The organism is Cupriavidus sp. 22TCCZM04-2 (assembly GCF_057798895.1).
In genome coordinates this window covers 89,418-109,197 of the sequence record NZ_JBYOJS010000001.1, presented here as the reverse complement: position 1 = coordinate 109,197, position 19,780 = coordinate 89,418, and the positions used below count along the sequence as shown (strand labels likewise).

The window sequence follows — 19,780 nt, the reverse complement described above, 5'->3', positions numbered from 1 at the left end:
ACGACACCTGATGTACGGAATGAAGCGACCGCTGAATCGGTAATTGCCGTCTTGCCTGCGCTATTGCGATGCAGCAAACTGAGGGCAAGTGCCGGACGGCCAAGCGTTTCTCAGCAAAAAAAGCATCGGGTAGACCATGACCACAGGAGCAGACGGCAGGGCGCATCGCATCATCGTTGTAGGGGGCGGGGCAGGCGGACTGGAGCTGGTGACACGGCTTGGCGACAAGCTCGGCAAGAAGGGCGTCGCCGAGGTGGTGCTCGTGGACCGCTTGCCCACGCATATCTGGAAACCGCTGCTGCATGAAGTTGCCGCGGGCAGCATGGATCCCAACACGCACCAGCTCGAATACGCGGCGCAGGCGCGCTGGCATCACTTCGAGTTCCAGCAGGGCGAGCTGACCGGCATCGACCGCTCGCGCAAGACGATTTCGGTTGCCGCGTGCATGGACCCCGACGGCGCGGAACTGCTGCCGGCGCGCGAACTGCGATATGACACGCTGGTGCTGGCCATCGGCTGCGTCACGCATTTCTTCGGCGTGCCCGGCGCGGCGCAGAACGCGATTGCCCTTGATACCGTCGCGCAGGCGGAGCGTTTCCGCCGCAGGCTGATTGCGGCCTGCGTGCGCGCGCAGAACGGTCGCGGGCGTGTCGGCGAAGACGGCCGACCACGCGTGGATGTGGCCATCATCGGGGCGGGCGCGACCGGCGTGGAGTTGTCGGCGGAACTGCGCAACACCGCGCACGTGCTCAATGCTTACGGACTGCACCAGCTCGACCCGCGCCGCGATGTGCGCATCCATGTGATCGAGGCGGGCCCGCGCATCCTGCCGGCGCTGTCCGAACGCGTCTCGGCCGAGACGGCGAAGCTGTTGCGCAAGCTCGATGTCGACGTCCTTACCAGCGAGCGCGTGACCGAGGTGACGACCGAAGCGGTGCTGACCGCCAGCGGCAAGCGCATCGACGCGGACCTGACGGTGTGGGCCGCGGGCATCACGGCGCCGCCCGTACTGGCCGCGCTCGGCTTGCCGGTCAGCCGCCAGGGGCAGATCCTGGTGCGCCCGACGCTGCAGAGCGAGGGCGATCCGGATATCTTCGCGTTTGGCGATTGCGCAAGCTGCCCGTGGCCCGAAAAGCAGACCGCGGTGCCGCCGCGCGCCCAGGCCGCGCATCAGCAGGCTACCTTCCTGTTCGACGCGCTGCGCGCGCGGCTGTCCGGCAAGCCGCTGCCGGAATTCGGGTTCAAGGATTTCGGCTCGCTGGTGTCGCTCGGGCATTTCAGTGCGGTGGGCAGCCTGATGGGCGGGCTGATCGGCGGCTCGATGTTTATCGAGGGCCTGATGGCGCGCTTTATGTACACCTCGCTCTACCGCATGCACGTACTTGCGCTGCACGGCGCGGTCGGCATGGGGCTGGACACGGTGACGCACTGGCTGCGCAGCAAGACGAGCCCGCGGGTGAAGCTGCACTGAGCCGCACCCGGGTGAGGGCGGGTGCACGTGACGGCATGTTTGCTTAGAATCGGCGGTTGGCGTCCCCTCGGGCATTTCCCGGGGCGGCCGCCCAACCGCCAACGATCCTGGAGACATGCATGCTGCAACCCGAAGTGGAGAGCCTGGTACCCGGCCAGACTTTCAATCGCCGCGGCTTCGTCAAGACAGCGCTGGGCTCGGCGTTCGCCGCGGCCGCGCTGCCCGTGATGGCGCAGGCGATCAAGACTGACTTCGCGGGCCTGACCGCCGGCGAGGTGACGATTCCTTCCGGCGGATTCGGCATGCCGGCCTACCGTGCGCTGCCCGAAGGCAAGGCGAAGTTGCCGGTGGTGCTGGTGGTCAGCGAGATCTTCGGCGTGCACGAGTACATCGCCGATGTTTGCCGCCGCTTTGCCAAGCTCGGCTACCTGGCGATCGCGCCGGAGTTGTTTGCGCGCCAGGGCGACCCGCAGAGCTTCGGCACCATCCAGGAACTGCAGGCGAACCTGATCGCCAAGGTGCCCGACGCGCAGGTCATGGGCGACCTCGACGCCGCGGTGGCCTGGGCCGGTGCGAATGGCGGCGACGTATCGCGGCTGGCCATTACGGGTTTCTGCTGGGGCGGGCGCATTACGTGGCTGTATGCCGCGCACAGCGAGCGCCTGAAGGCCGCGGTGGCTTGGTATGGACAGCTGGCCGGCGAGCCTACGCCGCTGAAGCCGAAGAGTCCGCTGGACCTGGTTGGCAAGCTGGACGCGCCGGTGCTGGGCCTTTATGGCGGCAAGGACACGGGCATCACGCAGGAACAAGTGGAAAAGATGAAGGCGGCGCTGTCGGCGTCCTCCGATCCGGAAGCCAAGGCGTCCAAAGTGATCGTCTATCCGGAGTCCGGCCACGCTTTCCACGCCGACTACCGCCCCAGCTACCGCGAGGCGGATGCCAAGGATGGCTGGAACAAATGCCTGGACTGGCTACGGCAACACGGAGTCGCCTGACAGGCTGTGCCGCTGCCGCGGCGCGCGAGGATTGCAAAGTGAGCGCCGGAATACGTACAATGCGGCCTTCCAGTTGCAACATTGTTGCGTTTGCCGTCCGACCAGCGCCGGGCGGATCCGGCCCGTCGCCAACGCGGCATGGCCGCCCCGGGAGCCCATCATCCACTCGACCCTTCTGTATATCCTGCTCGCCGCCACCATTTCCGGCGTGGGCAGCATTTTTGGCGCCGCGCTGCTATCGCTGACGATGGCCGGGCGCGTGGTCGAGCGCATGGTCAGCTTTTCCGTCGGCGTGTTGCTGGCCACTGCCTTGCTCCATTCGCTGCCGGAGGCGTTTGAATCGGGCGCCGATCCGCGGGCGCTGTTCGGCACGCTGCTGGCCGGACTGCTCGGCTTCTTCCTGCTGGAAAAGATCTCGCTGCTGCGCCATTCACACCATCATGAGGGCGACGGGCACCACCATCACCACGGGCATGACCGCGAGGAGGCCGGCCGCAGCGGCCTTACCATCCTGGTCGGCGATACCTTCCACAACTTTGCCGACGGCATCGTCATCGCGGCGGCTTTCCTGGCCGATCCGCATATCGGCCTCGTCACGGCGCTGGCCATTGCCGCGCACGAAATTCCGCAGGAAGTCGGGGATTTCATCGTGCTGCTCAACGCTGGCTTCTCCAAGGCACGGGCGTTCGCCTTCAACCTGCTGTCGAGTGTCGCGGCCGTGGCCGGCGGCCTGGTCGGGTATTTCCTGCTCGACCAGATGAGCGGCTGGATCCCCTATGTGCTGGTGATCGCGTCCAGCAGCTTCCTTTACATCGCCGTGAGCGACCTGATGCCGCAGATGCAGCGCAAGCCGCGCTGGCGCGAGTCGGCCATCCAGGTGGTGCTGGTGGCCGCCGGCATCACGGCGATCGTCTTCATTACCAATGGGGTTCACGAGCGCCACGCCCACGTCGGCCATGGCCATGCGGCAGCCGTGGCTGCCGACTGAGTCTTCCGCGCAGGATCAGCCCGCGGCGCCGGTCGCGACCGGGCGAGCCGGATCGGCGCACCATTCGCTCCACGAACCCGGATACAGCGCGGCGCCTTCCAGCCCGGCGACTTCCAGCGCCAGCAGGTTGTGGCAGGCGGTAACGCCCGAGCCGCACTGCATCACGGCGTTCGTCGCCGCATGCTGGCCCAGCACGGCCGCAAACTCCGCGCGCAGTTGGGCCGCTGGCTTGAACTGGCCTTCCGAAGTCAGGTTGTCCTTGAAGAAGCGGTTGGCCGCGCCGGGGATGTGTCCGCCGACAGGATCCAGCGTCTCGTTCTCGCCGCGGAAGCGGTCCGGCGAGCGGGCGTCCACGACCAGCCGTGTCGGGCGATCGAGGTTTTCGAGCAGCGCGGCGGCGTCCACGGTGGTGACCAGCGGCTGGCCGCGCTCCAGATTGCCCGGCATCTCGGGGTCCGGCGTTGCGCCATGTTCGAGCGCTAGTCCGGCCTTGACCCAGGCGGGCTTGCCGCCATCGAGCACGCTCACGGCGGCGTGGCCGATCCAGCGCAGCAGCCACCACAGGCGGGCGGCGTACATGCCACCTTGCGCGTCATAGGCAACCACTTCGGTGCCGCTGTTCACGCCCAGCGCGCGCAGTCGGGCCGTGAACGCGTCGGGGTCTGGTAGCGGGTGGCGGCCGTTGCGGCCGGTTTTCGGCCCCGATAGTTCGTTGTCGAGATGCAGGTAGAACGCGCCGGGCAAATGGCCGACCTGGTAGGCCTCGCGGCCGGCGGCCGGGTTGGCCAGGTCAAAGCCGCAATCGATGACCACAACTTGGCGCGCGGGCGCCGCCTGCAAGGCCTGCAGCGCGGCGACGGAAATCAGCGGATTTGGCATGGGGCTCCTGGAGCAATGGGTGAACCCGAAAATGCTACACCTCCGGATGCACTTCCGCCTCCGGCGATTTGACCGGCGTATCCGGCGTCGGCTTGTGTCCGGAGTCCTGGCGCGCGCGGGCGAGCGTGGTGGCGATGCCGCTGGCAATGATCAGCGCCATGCCGAGCCACGAAAGCCAGTTGAGCTTGTCCGACCAGATCAGCATGCCCCAGATGCTCGAGAACACGATGCCGGCGTACTGCAGGTTGGCCGTGAGCAGCGTATTGCCGCGCTTGTAGGCGCGCGTCATGGCGGTCTGGCCGAGCGTGGCCAGGACGCCGATGGCGAGCAGCAGGCCAATGCCGTGCCAGGTGTGAGCGGTGGGGCCGGAATACAGCATCCAGATCAGCCCGACCACCAGGCCGACGGCCGAGAAGTAGAAGACGATACGGTGCTCGGGCTCGCCAAGCTGTCCGAGTTGCCGGACCTCGACATAGGCCAGCGCGGTAAACATGCCCGAGATCAGCCCGATCAGGCCGCCGGTGAGCTGGTCCTTGCCCACCGACGGCTGCAGCAGGAACAGCACGCCCGCGAAGGACATCAGGATGGCCACGATCAGCTTCTTATCCGCGGTGCCGGCGGTGCCCGCGAGCGCGGCACCGGCGCCCAGGATCAGCGCGATCCACACGGGCGACATGTAGTTCAGCGTCATCGCCGTGGCCAGCGGCAGCAGCGTGATGGACGTGAACCACAGCAACAGGGCGGTCACACCGAACAGGCTGCGCTTGATGTGCGTCACCATGTGCGGCGTGCGCACCGACACGCCTTGCGACGCCATCAGCGCCCACATGATGGCCACGCCGATCACGCTTCGATAGAAGACGATCTCGCCCGTGGTGTAGAACTCGGATGCCAGCTTGACGCCCACCCCCATCAACGAAAACGAGAAGGCGGCAAACAACATCCAGAGCGATTGCATGGCGTGGGAGGAGGGGGCGGATCGAATGGGGGCGCGAGCGGGGCTTCATGGTGCGGGGCCGCGTCGCGAATCGGAGCGGTGAGGCGAGGGCCACGACCGAGCCGCCATTGTAGCGTGCGTTGTGATGCCGCCAACGCAAAACGGACCGCCTGGGCGGTCCGTTCCTGTCTGCCTTGTGCGGTAATCGCCCGTCGGGTCAGCCCTGGTAGGCCATGGCGCGGCGGTACCACTCATGGAAGTGCTGCATGCCGTCTTCCATCGGCGACTGGTAGGGGCCAACCTCGCTGGTGCCGCGCTTCATCAGCGCCAGGCGGCCGGCATCCATGCGCTCGGCGATCTCGTCGTCCTCGATGCAGGTCTCCATGTAGGCGGCGCGCTCGGCCTCGACGAACTCGCGCTCGAACAGCGTGATTTCCTCGGGGTAGTAGAACTCGACCACGTTGCGGGTCTTGCGCGGGCCCATCGGGTGCAGCGTGGAGACCACCAGCACGTTCGGGTACCACTCCACCATGATGTTGGGGTAGTACGTCAGCCAGATCGCGCCGTGCTTGGGCAGCACGCCGTTATTGAAGCGCAGGACTTCGTCGTGCCACTTCTGGTAGGTCATGCTGCCGGGCCGCTTCAGGCCGGCGTGCAGCCCCACGGTCTGCACGCTGTGCCACTCGCCGAACTCCCACTTCAGGTCGTCGCACGAGACAAAGCTGCCCAGTCCCGGGTGGAACGGCACGACATGGTAGTCCTCCAGATAGACCTCGATAAAGGTCTTCCAGTTGTAGTTGCACTCGTGGACCTCGACGTGGTCGAGCAGGTAGCCTTCGAAGTTCAGGTCCTCGGCCACGCCCAGCCTGGCCAGGTCGGCGCGTACATCGCGCTTGCCGTCGAACAGCAGGCCGTTCCAGTTCTGCAGGGGCGAACGCTTCAGGTGCAGGCAGGGCTGCTGGTCGAAATGTGGCGCGCCGAGCAGCTCGCCCTTCAGGTCGTAGGTCCAACGGTGCAGCGGGCAGACGATGTTCTTCGAATTGCCCTTGCCGTTGAGCATAATGGCCTGGCGATGACGGCAGACGTTGGACATCAGCTCCACGCCGGCCGCGTTGCGGACCAGCATGCGGCCTTCGTCCTCGGCCTTCAGCGTGTGGTAGTCGCCGACCTCCGGAACCATCAGTTCGTGGCCGACATAGCCCGGACCATTCCTGAACAGCAGTTCTAGTTCTTGTTGATGCAGCGCCTCATCGAAGTAAACATCAACGGGCAGTTGCGTATCAGCCGGCGCCAGTTGGAGCGCGGTGCTGAGATTGGACATTATCCCCACTCCCAGATAACTAGGTGAAAGCAGTGAACAACCCAACCATCGAAAAATGAATCGATTTGGGAAACTTTGTCGACCGCCTTGCGGGCCTGGCAGGGCCGGCGCGGACTGCGGCGACGAGCCGGGGATTGTACCCCGGCCAAAAAGTTAAGGGCCTGATTTTTTTGCCTTTTTAGCGAAAAAGTCGACCCGGGTCGTCTTTTGGGTGCCGTACTGGGCGCATTCGGAATGACGACCCAAGCGCACAAGTCACATTCCGCGAAATGGTGAACGCGAGGTGACGGATTCGCCTGGCGCCGGAGTGGGGCGGGAGCCAGCTTTGGCGTAAAATCCGGCTTCCCACTGATCCAGGGCCTGACATGCCAAGAACCACGACCGATCCGGTCCAGACCGAAGACACCGCCGCGGGCTCCGCGCCCCCCGCGTCGTATGAAGCGGCAATGGCCGAACTGGAAACGCTGGTCGCCAGCATGGAAAGCGGCGAGCTGCCGCTGGAAGCGTCGCTCTCGGCGTATCGCCGCGGCGCCGAGCTGGTCCGCTATTGCCAGCAGAAACTCGAACGCGTGGAGCAGCAGGTCCGGGTGCTGGAAGGCGACGTGCTGAAACCCATGGCTGCAGACGCCGGAAATGCCGGCAACGCCAACGGCCTGGAGCAGGAATGACGGATTTCGCAAGCTGGATGCGGGCGCTGGGCGCCCGGACCGAGGCCGCGCTGGACCAGGCGTTGCCAAATGCCGACACCGTGCCCCAGACACTGCACGAGGCCATGCGCTATGCTGTGCTCGGCGGCGGCAAGCGCGTGCGGCCGCTGCTGGTGCATGCCGCCGGCGATGTGACGGGTGCGCGTGCCGAGGCCTGCGATGCGGCGGCCTGCGCGGTCGAAATGATCCACGCCTATTCGCTGGTGCACGACGACATGCCCTGCATGGACGACGACGACCTGCGCCGCGGGCGACCGACCGTGCACAAGGCCTATGACGAGGCCACCGCGCTGCTGGTGGGCGACGCGCTGCAGACCCAGGCCTTCATCGTGCTGGCCCAGGTGCAGGCGGTGCAGCCCGAGGCGCGGCTGAAGCTGGTCGCCGAACTGGCCATGGCGTCGGGTTCGGTCGGCATGGCCGGCGGACAGGCCATCGACCTGCAGAACGTCGGCAAGGCCATGTCGCGCGAGGCGCTGGAAGCCATGCACCGCATGAAGACCGGCGCGCTGCTGCGCGCGAGCGTGCGCATGGGCGCGCTATGTGGTGAAATCGACGCCCAAGGCCTGGCGGCGCTGGACCGGTACGCCGCGGCCGTGGGTTTGGCGTTCCAGGTGGTGGACGATATTCTGGACGTCACCGCCGATACCGCCACGCTGGGCAAGACCGCGGGCAAGGACGCCGCGCATGACAAGCCGACCTATGTCTCGCTGATGGGACTGGAAGCGGCGCGCGCACTGGCCGCGGAACTGCGCCAGTCGGCGCATGACGCCCTGGCCGGATTCGGCGCACGGGCGACCCGCCTGGCCGATCTGGCTGACCTGATCGTGCTGCGCACACATTGAACTGACAAGCCGGACAGCAGAAACCGGCGGCCGAACGGACATCATGACCTACGCACTGCTCAAAAAGATTGACGCCCCCGCAGACCTGCGCAAGCTGGACCGGCGCGAATTGCGGACACTGGCCGATGAACTTCGCGCCTATGTGCTGGAGTCGGTCTCGCAGACTGGCGGCCACCTTTCGTCGAATCTCGGCACGGTGGAACTGACCATCGCGCTGCATTACGTTTTCCACACCCCCGACGACCGCGTCGTCTGGGACGTCGGTCACCAGAGCTACCCGCACAAGATCCTGACCGGCCGTCGCGACCGCATGAATACGCTGCGCCAGTTCGGCGGCATCTCGGGCTTCCCGCGCCGCAGCGAGAGCGAGTACGACACCTTCGGCACGGCGCATTCGTCTACCTCGATCTCGGCCGCGCTGGGCATGGCCCTGGGCGCGCGCACGCTCGGCGAGAAGCGCGTGTCGATCGCCGTGATCGGCGACGGGGCGATGACCGCGGGCATGGCCTTCGAGGCCCTGAACAATGCCGGCGTGTACAAGGACCTGCCGCTGCTGGTGGTGCTGAACGACAACGACATGTCGATCTCGCCGCCCGTCGGCGCGCTCAACAAGCATCTGGCGCGGCTGCTGAGCGGCCAGTTCTACGCAGCCACCAAGAAGGGCATCGAGAAGGTGCTGTCGGTGGCGCCGCCGGTGCTGGAATTCGCCAAGCGTTTCGAGGAACACGCCAAGGGCATGATGGTGCCGGCGACGCTGTTCGAGGAATTCGGCTTCAACTACATCGGGCCGATCGACGGCCATGATCTCGATTCGCTCGTGCCGACGCTGCAGAACATCCGCAAGCGCGCGCTCGAAGGCGCGGGCCCGATGTTCCTGCACGTGGTGACCAAGAAGGGCCAGGGCTACAAGTTGGCAGAGGCCGATCCGATCCTGTACCACGGCCCGGGCAAGTTCAACCCGGCCGAGGGCATCCGCCCGGCCGCCAAGCCGGCGCGCAAGACCTATACGCAGGTCTTCGGCGAATGGCTGTGCGACATGGCCGCCGCCGACAAGCGCCTGGTCGGCATTACGCCGGCGATGCGCGAGGGCTCGGGCATGGTCGAGTTCGAGAAGCGCTTTCCGGAGCGCTACTACGACGTCGGCATCGCCGAGCAACACGCGGTGACGTTCGCGGGCGGCATGGCCTGCGAAGGCCTGAAGCCGGTCGTGGCGATCTACTCGACGTTCCTGCAGCGTGGCTATGACCAGCTGATCCACGACGTGGCGCTGCAGAACCTGCCGGTGGTGTTCGCGCTGGACCGCGCGGGCCTCGTCGGTGCCGACGGCGCCACGCACGCCGGGGCCTACGATATCCCCTACCTGCGCTGCATCCCCAACATGATGGTGATGACGCCGTCCGACGAGAACGAATGCCGCCAGTTGTTGACGACCGCGTTCCACCAGAATTGCCCGACCGCCGTGCGCTACCCGCGCGGCGCCGGCCAGGGCGTCGCCACCGAGGCCGCGCTGAAGGACTTGCCGGTCGGCAAGGGCGTGATGCGCCGCACCGGCGGCGCGCGCGCAGGCCAGCGCGTGGCGCTGCTGGGCTTCGGTTCCATGGTGCACCCGGCGCTCGGCGCGGCGCAGGCGCTGGACGCATCGGTGGCCGACATGCGCTTCGTCAAGCCGCTCGATGTCGAGCTGGTCAAGCGCCTGGCCCAGGAGCACGACTACCTGGTCACGGTGGAAGAGGGCAGCATCATGGGCGGCGCCGGCAGCGCCGTGCTCGAGGCGCTGGCCGAAGCCGGCATCGATATCCCGGTGCTGGTGCTGGGCCTGCCCGACCGCTTCATCGACCATGGCGACCCGGCCCTGCTGCTGTCGCAGTGCGGGCTCGACGCCGCCGGCATCGAACGCTCGGTGCGCGAACGCTTCGGCATTGGCCAGGCGAGCGTCGCGATCGCTTCGCGCGTGGCCTGACACGGCCGGGCGCGCCGATCACCCGTACGATCTGTAAGGGTACGGAGCCGCTTCGGGCGGCTCCGTGTGAATTCCCTTAAACTCCCCTTTTTTTGTGTTCGCAGCTGCGGGTCGGCTTGAATTTGGCCGGCGCCGTGGTTTCACACTCGTTGCGCGGCATGGATGGACTGCGAAAATGCCGCGACCGTAAGGGCTTGCGCCACTCCGCTGGTGTGGTCCTGGAGGAAACCGTAGATGAATGACATCAATCCCGCCTTCGTGATGCCCGACGTCCAGTCGAGCCGTGACACCCGCCAGATCCCCATCCAGCGTGTCGGGGTCAAGGGCGTGCGCTATCCGGTCTCGCTGAAGACGCCGGCCGGCGTGGTCCCGAGCGTGGGCACCTTCAACCTCGACGTGCATTTGCCTGCCGAGGTCAAGGGCACGCATATGTCGCGCTTTGTCGCGCTGCTGGAAGAGGAGCGCGCCCCACTGGAGCTGGCGAGCTTCCGCGTGCTGCTCGACAAGATGCTGGAAAAGCTCGAAGCCGAAGCCGGCCGCATCGAGGTCACGTTCCCGTACTTCATCAGCAAGATCGCGCCCGTGTCGGGCGTGGAATCGCTGATGGACTACGAGGTCACGTTGACCGGCGAGATCCGCAACGGCGTGACGCGCGTGTTCCTGAAGGCGCTGGTGCCGGTGACCAGCCTGTGCCCGTGCTCGAAGAAGATCTCGCAGTACGGCGCGCACAACCAGCGTTCGCACATCACGATGAACGTGGAACTGGCGGGCGAATTGCCGGTGGAGGCGCTGGTGCGCATGGCCGAGGAAGAGGCCTCGTGCGAGCTGTGGGGCCTGCTCAAGCGTCCCGACGAGAAGTTCGTGACCGAGCGCGCCTACGAGAATCCCAAGTTCGTGGAAGACCTGGTGCGCGACATTGCCATGCGTCTCAATGCGGATGATCGCATCGTGGCCTACGTGCTCGAGGCCGAAAACTTCGAGTCGATCCACAACCACAGCGCCTATGCGGTGATCGAGCGCGACAAGCGGCTGGAACCGACGGCGTAAGCTGGTCTCCATCCAAACAAAAAGGCCACCTTTCGCGGTGGCCTTTTTGTTTCCTGCGCAGGCAGCCCGTTCAGGCGGCAGAAGGCAGGCGGATATCCGACAGGTCCCAGCGCGGCGTCACGCCATAGCCGTAGCTGCGCTGCGCCAGCTGCGGCGCGGCCTGCAGCCGCATGGCGCCGGCGAAGGCGATCATTGCGCCGTTGTCGGTGCAGAAGGCCAGGTCCGGGTAGTAGACGTCGATCTTGCGCTGCTTGCCAAGCTGGTCCAGGCGTTCGCGCAACTGGCGATTGGCGCCGACGCCGCCGGCTACCACCAGCCGCTTGTGCCCGGTCTGCTTGAGCGCGGTGAAGGACTTGGCGGCCAGTACATCGACGATGGCGTCGACGAAGGACCGTGCCAGGTTGGCGCGGTCCTGCTCGCAGGTATTGGCCAGCTTGCGGGTCTGCGTCAGCACGGCGGTCTTGAGGCCGGCAAACGAGAAATCGAGGTTGCCCGAATGCAGCATCGGCCGCGGCAGCTCAAACGCGCCGGGCGTGCCGAATTCGGCCAGGCGCGAGACCTCGGGTCCGCCGGGATATCCCAGGCCGAGCAGCTTGGCGGTCTTGTCGAAGGCCTCGCCGGCGGCGTCGTCGAGGGTCTCGCCGAGCAGGGCATAGTCGCCGACGCCTTTCACTTCCATCAGTTGGGTATGGCCGCCGGAAACCAGCAGCGCCACGAACGGGAACGGCGGCGGCTCGTTTGTGAGCAGCGGCGACAGCAGGTGGCCTTCGAGATGATGCACGCCGATCATCGGCACGCTCAGCGCGAAACCCAGCGCGTTGGCGACCGAGGCGCCGACCAGCAGTGCGCCGGCCAGTCCCGGGCCCTGGGTGAAGGCAATGGCATCGATATCGGCGCGGCTGCGGCCGGCGTCGTCCAGCACCTGCTGCAGCAGCGGCAGTACGCGGCGGATATGGTCGCGCGAAGCGAGTTCGGGGACCACGCCGCCGTACTCGCGGTGCATGGCGATCTGCGAATGCAGGGCGTGGGCGAGCAGGCCGGCTTCGGTGTCGTAGAGGGCGAGGCCGGTTTCGTCGCAGGAAGATTCGATGCCGAGGACAAGCATGGGAGCGGTGCGGCGATCCGGTCCGGTCGGGAACCGAACGAAACCGCCGTCAAAACAACGAGTTGCGTGAAGCGTAGCAGGGTAGCACACCGGCGCCCGGTCCGCTTTTCGCTACAATCTGCGCTTTCCTGCGTGGCAGGGTCTGGATTTGGCGAGGGTTGGGATGAGCAGTTCGGCGGGCTCGCAGGCGGGCCGGTATGACGTGGCCGTGCTGGGCGCTGGCGCGGCCGGCATGATGTGTGCCGCAGTGGCGGGCCAGGGCGGCGCGCGCGTGGTGCTGATCGACCACGCCACGCGGCTGGCCGAGAAGATCCGCATTTCGGGTGGCGGCCGCTGCAATTTCACCAACCTGCAGGCGGGGCCCGCCAACTATCTCTCGGCCAATCCGCACTTCTGCCGATCGGCGCTGGCGCGCTACACGCCGCAGCATTTCCTGGACCTGATGCGGCGCTATCGCATCGACTGGCACGAGAAGCACCGCGGCCAGCTGTTCTGCAATGACAGCGCCGAGGACGTCATCGCCATGCTGCGCGCCGAGTGCGATGCCGGCCACGTGCGCTGGCAGACCGGCTGCAGCATCGTCGAGGTCCGCCGTGAGGGGGACGACTACCTGCTGCTGACCTCGCAGGGCGCCGTGCGCGCGGGCGCGCTCGTGGTGGCCACCGGCGGCCTGTCGATCCCCAAGATCGGCGCCACGGACATTGGCTACCGCATTGCGCGCCAGTTCGGGCTGAAGGTCGTGGAGACCCGGCCGGCGCTGGTGCCGCTGACCTTCGACGGCCAGGCCTGGCAGCCGTTTGTGCCGCTGGCCGGAGTGTCGCTGGAGGTGGATATCTCCACCGGCTCGGGCAAGGCCGCCGGCGCCTTCCGCGAAGACCTGCTGTGGACGCACCGCGGACTGTCCGGTCCGGCTGTGCTGCAGATTTCAAGCTTCTGGCAGCCGGGAACGCCCATCAAGATCGACCTTTTCGACGGCGAGGATGCCGCCGACTGGCTGCTGGAGCACAAGGCGGGCAGCCGCAAGCACCTGGCCAACCTGCTGGGGCAGCGCCTGCCGGCGCGCCTTGCGGATGCATGGTGCACGGCGGCTGGCGTGGACGGCGGCCTGCCGCTGCACGACATTGCCGACAAGGCGCTGCGGCGGCTTGGCGCAGCGCTGAACGACTGGCGCGTGGTGCCGTCCGGCACCGAAGGGTATCGCAAGGCCGAAGTGACGCTGGGCGGGGTGGATACGCGCGGCCTGTCTTCCTCCACCATGATGGCGCGGGACGTTCCGGGCCTGTATTTCATTGGCGAAGTCGTCGATGTGACCGGCTGGCTGGGCGGCTACAACTTCCAGTGGGCCTGGGCTTCGGCCGTCGCGGCCGGACAGGCGCTGGCCGAGACAGCGCATAACGGGCGCGCCATCGCCTGAGTGAGGCGTTTGGGGCGCAATTTCCGCCGCTGAGGCGTGGTGCTACAATCGACAACTCTGCATAACTGGCCCTGCGACAAGCACATTGGTAGCCAGGTGCTGCCCAACATTGCTGTACTGACGGCGCCCGCCTTTGCGCGCAGGCCCGCTGTGGCCAGGCCGCGGCGGGTTTTTGCGTTTCTGGCTTGCCGCAGCCGCCTGCCAACCCGTTTCCGGAAGATCACGATGTCCCTCAAAGCCAGAATCAGCGACGACATGAAGGCCGCCATGCGCGCCCGCGAAACCGAGCGTCTCGGCACTATCCGCCTGCTGCTGGCCGCGATCAAGCAGCGCGAAGTCGACGAGCGCATCGAGCTGGACGACGCCGCCGTGCTCGCCGTTGTGGACAAGATGCTCAAGCAGCGCAAGGATTCGATCACCCAGTTCCAGCAGGCCGGCCGAGACGACCTGGTTCAGAAGGAGCAGGCCGAGGTCGATGTGCTCAAGGTCTATATGCCGGCCGCGCTGTCCGATGCCGAGATAGCCGCCGAAGTCCAGCAGGCCGTGGCCGATACCGGTGCTGCAGGTCCGCAGGACATGGGCAAGGTCATGGGCGTGCTCAAGCCCAAGCTTGCGGGCCGTGCCGACATGACCGCCGTCTCGGCGCTGGTCAAGGCGGCGCTGTCCAGTTAAGTGCGCGTTTAACCCAGTAGTTGGAAAATTGCCGGTAGATAGTTGGAAATGGCCGGCGATGCAGATAGTGCGGGCGCAATGTCGCGCCTACACTACAATCATTCCATAGCAGCCGGGAGCATTTCCGGTCACGCATCTTCAAAAAAGCGGCTGCCCGGCCACGGGACGGCCATGCCACAGGACGGTCAGTCGGGTGATTCCGCAATCCTTCATTCAGGACCTGCTCAACCGTGTCGACATTGTCGATGTGGTGGGCAAGTATGTGCAGCTGAAGAAGGGCGGCGCCAATTTCATGGGGCTGTGTCCGTTTCATAACGAGAAGTCGCCGTCGTTCACGGTATCGCCGACCAAACAGTTCTATCACTGCTTTGGATGCGGTGCGCATGGCTCGGCTATCGGTTTCCTGATGGAGTATTCCGGGCAGTCTTATCCGGAAGCGGTGCGTGAGCTTTCCCAGTCGGTCGGCATGACCGTGCCCGAGGAGCGCGACCGCCTGCCGCCAGGACAGCGTGCGGAGCAGCAGGCGCGCTCGGTAGCGCTGTCCGATGCCATGACACGCGCCACCGATTTTTATCGCCGCCAGTTGCGCGGCGCGCCGCAAGCCATCCAGTACCTGAAAGGGCGCGGCCTGACGGGCGAGATCGCGGCCAGTTTCGGCCTGGGCTATGCGCCGGATGACTGGCAGGGCCTGGAAGCGGTGTTTGGCAGCTACCGCGACGACGGCATTGCGGCTCCGCTCGTGGAAGCCGGCCTGCTGATCGAGAGTAGCGAAAAGCGCGATGCGGACGGCAAGCCGCGCCGCTATGACCGCTTCCGCGACCGCATCATGTTCCCCATTCGCAACACCAAAGGCGCCGTCATTGGCTTCGGCGGGCGCGTCATGGGGCAGGGCGAACCCAAATACCTTAATTCGCCCGAGACGCCGCTGTTCAGCAAGGGCACCGAGTTGTACGGCTTGTTCGAGGCGCGGCACGCGATTCGGGAAACCGGCTACGTCCTGGTGGTCGAAGGGTATATGGACGTGGTGGCGCTGGCGCAGCTCGGGTTTGCCAATGCCGTGGCGACGCTCGGCACGGCGTGTACGCCCGTGCACGTGCAGAAGCTGTTGCGGCAGACAGATTCCGTGGTGTTTTCGTTCGACGGGGACGCGGCGGGCCGCCGTGCTGCCCGCCGTGGACTGGAAGCCTGCTTGCCGCATGTGGCGGATAACAAGTCCATTCGCTTCCTGTTCCTGCCGGCCGAGCACGACCCGGACAGCTATGTGCGCGAAGAGGGCACCGAGGCGTTCGCGGCGCAGGTGCGCGATGCCATGCCGCTGTCGCGCTTCCTGCTGCAGTCGGTGACGGAAGAACTTGACCTGCGCCAGCCGGAAGGCCGCGCCCGCGCGCAGTATGAAGCCAAGCCGCTGCTGCAGGCCATGCCGGCTGGCGGGCTGCGGCTACAGATTATCCGCGAACTTGCCGATGCTACCGGTACGACGCCCGCCGAAATCGAGGCGCTTTGCGGCCTGCGCAGCGACCCGGCCCGGGCTGGGCGCTTTGCCCAGCCGCGTCCGCGTACCCGGCGCCAGGCGCCGACGGGTCTGGAGCAGCGCGTATTGCAATTGTTGATGTGCTATCCGTCATTGTCGGCACGACTGGACGAGGACAGTCGTGCACTTCTGTTAGATTCGGAGGGCGGCGAAGCCGACGTTCTCGCGCACCTGGTCGCCGCCTGCGACGAGGTGGAGGGCCAGGTGAATTTCGCGGCATTCAGCGAGCATCTGGCGCAATCGCCCTATGCCGAGGCATACGCGGCTGCACGCACCGCGGTGCTTCGAGAAGAGATCGAAGAGGAACCGGCGACACAGGAATTCGACGCCGCCGTTACCAAACTGCTGGCCGAACCATTGAGTCGTGAGCTGGAACGGCTTCAGGCCGCCGTGATCGCGGGCACGGCCGACGAGGCAACCAAGGAACGCATGCGCTGGCTGGTTGGCGAAGTCCATCGCCGCAGGCGGCTTGGCTAGTGCACAGATACGCACAATCGCTGGTGCATGGGGCGGTGGTGCCAACGAGGAGGTAAAGGGGAAAGCCAGCACAGTGTTGAGCTTAACCCTTGATTTTTCAGGTGAAACCCATACCTGACAGGAAGCTGGCTATCTGTGGCGTGCTACAATAGCCGGTTTGGATTGCGAAATCTTTCTCTCCATATCTGGTGAAAGTGAGCGTGCCAATGGCAAAGGCCAAAGCAACCGAAAAGGTTTCCGTAAAGGCTTCCCAATCCGGGAGCGGCAAGGCGTCTGTGAAATCCGCGGCGGCGAAAACATCGACCGCGCCCGTCAGGACGCCAGCCCGGTCTGCGCCATCAAAGTCTGCGCGAGGCGCTGAATCGCCCGCCGAGACCACTGCCACCAGAAATCGCACATCTGAAACGACAAAGGCCTCGACTTCGGCACGCGAGAGCGGCAAGAGCGCCAGCAGCGCCAGTACCAGCGGCAAGGTCGCCGCATCTGCACCAGTGAAAGGCAAGAGTATCACCGTGGCGAAACAGCAGAATACCGAAGTCGAGAGCAAACAGCCGGCCGCCGCCGGTGCCAAGAGGGCGAGCGCCAAGGCAGGCGCTGCTGCGCCGGCGCCGAAGGCACGCGCGGCATCTCCTGCAGCCGTTGCATCCGAGCGTCCCGCAGCGCCGGCCAGCAAGCCCGAGCCGAAAAAGCGCGGCCGCAAGCCCAAGGCCGAGATGCAGCACGATGACAGCACGACGGGCGACGTGATCGAAGAGTTCGACGAGAACGAGACCCGCACAGCAACGCCTGCCGCGGCACCGAAGTCCGAAAAGCAGAAAGCCAAGGACCGCAAGGCCAAGGAAAAGGCGCTGCTCAAGGAGTTCGCCTCGACCCGGCAGGGCACCGAGGAAGAACTCGAGCTGCGCCGCCAGAAGCTCAAGGCGCTGATCAAGCTCGGCAAGTCGCGCGGCTATCTCACGTACGCCGAGATCAACGATCACCTGCCGGACGACATGGTCGATTCGGAGACGATCGACACGCTCGTCGCCACCCTGAACGACATCGGCATTGCCGTGTACGAGCAGGCGCCGGACGCCGAAACGCTGCTGCTCAACGACAACGCCCCGTCGGCCACCAGCGAGGAAGAGGCCGAGGAAGAAGCCGAAGCCGCGCTGTCGACGGTGGACTCCGAATTCGGCCGCACCACGGACCCCGTGCGCATGTACATGCGTGAAATGGGCACGGTGGAGCTGCTGACGCGCGAAGGCGAAATCGTGATCGCCAAGCGCATCGAGGCGGGCCTGAAGGACATGGTGATGGCCATTTCGGCCTGCCCGGTCACGATCTCGGAGATCCTGGCCAATGCCGAGCGCGTCGCCAGCGACGAGATCAAGATCGACGAATTCGTCGATGGCCTGATCGACCCGAACGCCGACGACATGGCGCAAGAAGCTGCCGGCGCATCGGCGGCGGACGAGGAAGAGCTCGACTCGGATGACGAAGAGGAATCCGACGAAGAAGACGAAGACGACGACGCTGCCGGCGCCGGTGCCTCGGCTCGCCAGCTCGAAGAGCTGAAGTTGTCCGCGCTCGAAAAATTCCGCGTGATTGCCGAGCAGTTCGACAAGATGCGCCGCGCCTTCGAGAAGGAAGGCTACAAGTCCAAGCCTTACGTCAAGGCGCAGGAAGCCATCCAGTCCGAGCTGATGGGCATCCGCTTCACCGCGCGCAGCGTCGAACGGCTGTGCGACACGCTGCGCGGCCAGGTGGACGAAGTGCGCAAGCTCGAACGCGCCATCCTGAACAACGTGGTGGACAAGTGCGGCATGCCGCGCGCGGATTTCGTCGCCCGCTTCCCTGGCAACGAGACCAACCTCGAGTGGATCCACACGGTGATCGCCGACGGCAAGCCGTACAGCACCATCGTCGAGCGCAACGTGCCGGCCGTGCATGAACTGCAGCAGAAGCTGATCGACCTGCAGGCGCGCGTGGTGCTGCCGCTCAAGGAACTCAAGGGCGTCAACCGCAAGATGGCCGAGGGCGAGAAGCGCGCGCGCGAAGCCAAGCGCGAGATGACCGAGGCCAACCTGCGCCTGGTGATCTCGATCGCCAAGAAATACACCAACCGCGGCCTGCAGTTCCTCGACCTGATCCAGGAAGGCAACATCGGCCTGATGAAGGCGGTGGACAAGTTCGAATACCGCCGCGGCTACAAGTTCTCCACGTACGCGACGTGGTGGATCCGCCAGGCCATCACGCGCTCGATCGCCGACCAGGCGCGCACCATCCGCATCCCGGTGCACATGATCGAGACGATCAACAAGATGAACCGCATCTCGCGCCAGATCCTGCAGGAAACCGGCAATGAGCCGGATCCGGCAACGCTGGCCGAGAAGATGGAGATGCCGGAAGACAAGATCCGCAAGATCATGAAGATCGCCAAGGAGCCGATCTCCATGGAAACGCCGATCGGTGACGACGACGACTCCCATCTGGGCGACTTCATCGAGGACACCAACACGCTGGCTCCGGCCGAAGCGGCGCTGCACGGCTCCATGCGCGGCGTCGTCAAGGACGTGCTGGATTCGCTCACGCCGCGCGAAGCCAAGGTATTGCGCATGCGCTTCGGCATTGAGATGAGCACCGACCACACGCTCGAAGAAGTCGGCAAGCAGTTCGATGTCACGCGCGAACGGATCCGCCAGATAGAAGCCAAGGCACTAAGAAAGCTGCGCCACCCGAGCCGCTCTGATAAGCTCAAGAGTTTCCTGGAGGGCAGTTAAACGCTTCCAAGGGCCTCTAGCTCATGCCTGGTTAGAGCAGCGGACTCATAATCCGTTGGTGCCGTGTTCGACTCACGGGAGGCCCACCAATTGCCACGAGGGGTTGCGGAAATTGTCCGCAACCCCTTTGTTTTTTTGGCTCGGCGGAACACTTCGCCAAAATCAGCGCCTCACCACCCGCGAGCCGAAACGCCCTCCACGACTACCACCAAAGAGTCCCCAAATGATTGATGCCCTGATCTCCGGAAAGCTGTACGGCCAGCCGGCCGAGCGCACCGGCAATGGCGGCCACCGCTTCGTCACCGCAAGGGTGCGCGCCGCGACCGGCGACGGTGAAGCCGTGATCGTGAACGTGATCACGTTCACGCAGAGCGTAGGCGATGCGCTTCTGGCCCTGCAGGACGGCGACAGCGTGTCGCTGTCTGGTTCGCTGACGCCGAAGGTCTGGACGGACAAGAACGGCCAGGTACGCCCCGCGCTTGACCTGGTGGCGCATGGGCTGCTGACGCCTTACCACGTAAAGCACAAGCGTGAGGCGATGGAGCAAGAGCCGGCATCGCGCCGTGCCGACTCCGGCGGGTTCGAGGATGACGACGATCGTCGATAGCGGTTAGCGCCACGAGGGTCTCGAAGTCTCGCTTCCGTGCAGTGGGATGATTTACACCGGCGTTG

General features: G+C 65.6%; 17 protein-coding genes and 1 tRNA gene. 13 read left to right on the top strand and 5 right to left on the bottom strand.

All coding sequences use genetic code 11. The features are described 5' to 3' along the window. The first annotated feature begins 136 nt into the window (after positions 1–136). The 3 genes from AC3FKG_RS00485 to AC3FKG_RS00475 all read left to right on the top strand — a co-directional run bounded on the left by AC3FKG_RS00485 (position 137) and on the right by AC3FKG_RS00475 (position 3,454). Positions 137–1,471, top strand: coding sequence for an NAD(P)/FAD-dependent oxidoreductase (locus tag AC3FKG_RS00485; RefSeq protein ID WP_483708797.1), 1,335 nt, complete (start codon positions 137–139; stop codon positions 1,469–1,471). A 119-nt stretch (positions 1,472–1,590) separates the two neighbouring features. Then, positions 1,591–2,466, top strand: coding sequence for a dienelactone hydrolase family protein (locus AC3FKG_RS00480; protein WP_488742149.1), 876 nt, complete (start codon positions 1,591–1,593; stop codon positions 2,464–2,466). A 175-nt stretch (positions 2,467–2,641) separates the two neighbouring features. Beyond that, on the top strand, positions 2,642–3,454 hold the full coding sequence (locus AC3FKG_RS00475) for a ZIP family metal transporter (RefSeq protein WP_483711522.1): 813 nt from the start codon (positions 2,642–2,644) through the stop codon (positions 3,452–3,454). 15 nt (positions 3,455–3,469) lie between these two features. Here AC3FKG_RS00475 and AC3FKG_RS00470 read toward each other — a convergent pair whose 3' ends face one another. The 3 genes from AC3FKG_RS00470 to AC3FKG_RS00460 form a co-directional block, all read right to left on the bottom strand. Then, positions 3,470–4,333, bottom strand: a complete 864-nt coding sequence (locus AC3FKG_RS00470) for a sulfurtransferase (protein ID WP_483708795.1) — start codon at positions 4,331–4,333, stop codon at positions 3,470–3,472. Positions 4,334–4,367: 34 nt separating this feature from the next. After that, positions 4,368–5,291, bottom strand: coding sequence for a DMT family transporter (locus AC3FKG_RS00465; RefSeq protein WP_488742148.1), 924 nt, complete (start codon positions 5,289–5,291; stop codon positions 4,368–4,370). A 196-nt stretch (positions 5,292–5,487) separates the two neighbouring features. Beyond that, a complete protein-coding gene (locus tag AC3FKG_RS00460; RefSeq protein ID WP_483708793.1) occupies positions 5,488–6,591 on the bottom strand; it encodes an aromatic ring-hydroxylating oxygenase subunit alpha in 1,104 nt (367 codons plus the stop codon). Positions 6,592–6,956: 365 nt separating this feature from the next. On the opposite strand from AC3FKG_RS00460, the gene AC3FKG_RS00455 reads away from it, so the two are divergent. The 4 genes from AC3FKG_RS00455 to folE2 all read left to right on the top strand — a co-directional run bounded on the left by AC3FKG_RS00455 (position 6,957) and on the right by folE2 (position 11,147). Further along, positions 6,957–7,259 (top strand): exodeoxyribonuclease VII small subunit, encoded by a 303-nt coding sequence (locus tag AC3FKG_RS00455; RefSeq protein ID WP_483708792.1) that lies wholly within the window; start codon positions 6,957–6,959, stop codon positions 7,257–7,259. Continuing rightward, a complete protein-coding gene (locus tag AC3FKG_RS00450) occupies positions 7,256–8,140 on the top strand; it encodes a polyprenyl synthetase family protein (protein WP_488742147.1) in 885 nt (294 codons plus the stop codon). Before AC3FKG_RS00455 ends, AC3FKG_RS00450 begins: the two co-directional genes overlap by 4 nt. A gap of 43 nt (positions 8,141–8,183) precedes the next feature. Further along, entirely contained in the window at positions 8,184–10,100 is a 1,917-nt protein-coding gene (gene dxs, locus AC3FKG_RS00445; protein WP_488742146.1) for a 1-deoxy-D-xylulose-5-phosphate synthase, read from the top strand. 234 nt (positions 10,101–10,334) lie between these two features. Next, positions 10,335–11,147, top strand: a complete 813-nt coding sequence (gene folE2 / locus AC3FKG_RS00440) for a GTP cyclohydrolase FolE2 (protein ID WP_483708789.1) — start codon at positions 10,335–10,337, stop codon at positions 11,145–11,147. Positions 11,148–11,217: 70 nt separating this feature from the next. Here folE2 and tsaD read toward each other — a convergent pair whose 3' ends face one another. Continuing rightward, positions 11,218–12,252: a tRNA (adenosine(37)-N6)-threonylcarbamoyltransferase complex transferase subunit TsaD gene (gene tsaD / locus AC3FKG_RS00435; RefSeq protein WP_483708788.1), complete on the bottom strand. Its 1,035-nt coding sequence runs from the start codon at positions 12,250–12,252 to the stop codon at positions 11,218–11,220. A 163-nt stretch (positions 12,253–12,415) separates the two neighbouring features. Between tsaD and AC3FKG_RS00430 the strand changes: the two genes are divergently transcribed. The 3 genes from AC3FKG_RS00430 to dnaG all read left to right on the top strand — a co-directional run bounded on the left by AC3FKG_RS00430 (position 12,416) and on the right by dnaG (position 16,346). After that, positions 12,416–13,666, top strand: coding sequence for a BaiN/RdsA family NAD(P)/FAD-dependent oxidoreductase (locus tag AC3FKG_RS00430; protein ID WP_488742145.1), 1,251 nt, complete (start codon positions 12,416–12,418; stop codon positions 13,664–13,666). Between the two features lie 225 nt (positions 13,667–13,891). Further along, positions 13,892–14,338: a GatB/YqeY domain-containing protein gene (locus AC3FKG_RS00425; protein WP_488742144.1), complete on the top strand. Its 447-nt coding sequence runs from the start codon at positions 13,892–13,894 to the stop codon at positions 14,336–14,338. 193 nt (positions 14,339–14,531) lie between these two features. Next, on the top strand, positions 14,532–16,346 hold the full coding sequence (gene dnaG, locus AC3FKG_RS00420; RefSeq protein ID WP_488742143.1) for a DNA primase: 1,815 nt from the start codon (positions 14,532–14,534) through the stop codon (positions 16,344–16,346). A gap of 97 nt (positions 16,347–16,443) precedes the next feature. Here dnaG and AC3FKG_RS00415 read toward each other — a convergent pair whose 3' ends face one another. Then, positions 16,444–16,848 carry a hypothetical protein gene (locus AC3FKG_RS00415; RefSeq protein WP_483708784.1) on the bottom strand — a complete coding sequence of 135 codons (405 nt, stop codon included), beginning with the start codon at positions 16,846–16,848 and terminating at the stop codon, positions 16,444–16,446. Here AC3FKG_RS00415 and rpoD point away from each other — a divergent pair. The 3 genes from rpoD to AC3FKG_RS00400 all read left to right on the top strand — a co-directional run bounded on the left by rpoD (position 16,838) and on the right by AC3FKG_RS00400 (position 19,715). Further along, the gene (rpoD, locus tag AC3FKG_RS00410) at positions 16,838–19,108 is read left to right on the top strand and encodes an RNA polymerase sigma factor RpoD (protein WP_488742142.1); all 2,271 of its coding nucleotides are present in this window, start codon (positions 16,838–16,840) and stop codon (positions 19,106–19,108) included. The two genes, AC3FKG_RS00415 and rpoD, sit on opposite strands and share 11 nt — an antisense overlap. Positions 19,109–19,118: 10 nt before the next feature. Further along, positions 19,119–19,197: transfer RNA gene (locus AC3FKG_RS00405), tRNA-Ile, on the top strand. A gap of 134 nt (positions 19,198–19,331) precedes the next feature. Beyond that, positions 19,332–19,715: a single-stranded DNA-binding protein gene (locus tag AC3FKG_RS00400; protein ID WP_483708782.1), complete on the top strand. Its 384-nt coding sequence runs from the start codon at positions 19,332–19,334 to the stop codon at positions 19,713–19,715. The last annotated feature ends 65 nt before the right edge of the window (positions 19,716–19,780 follow it).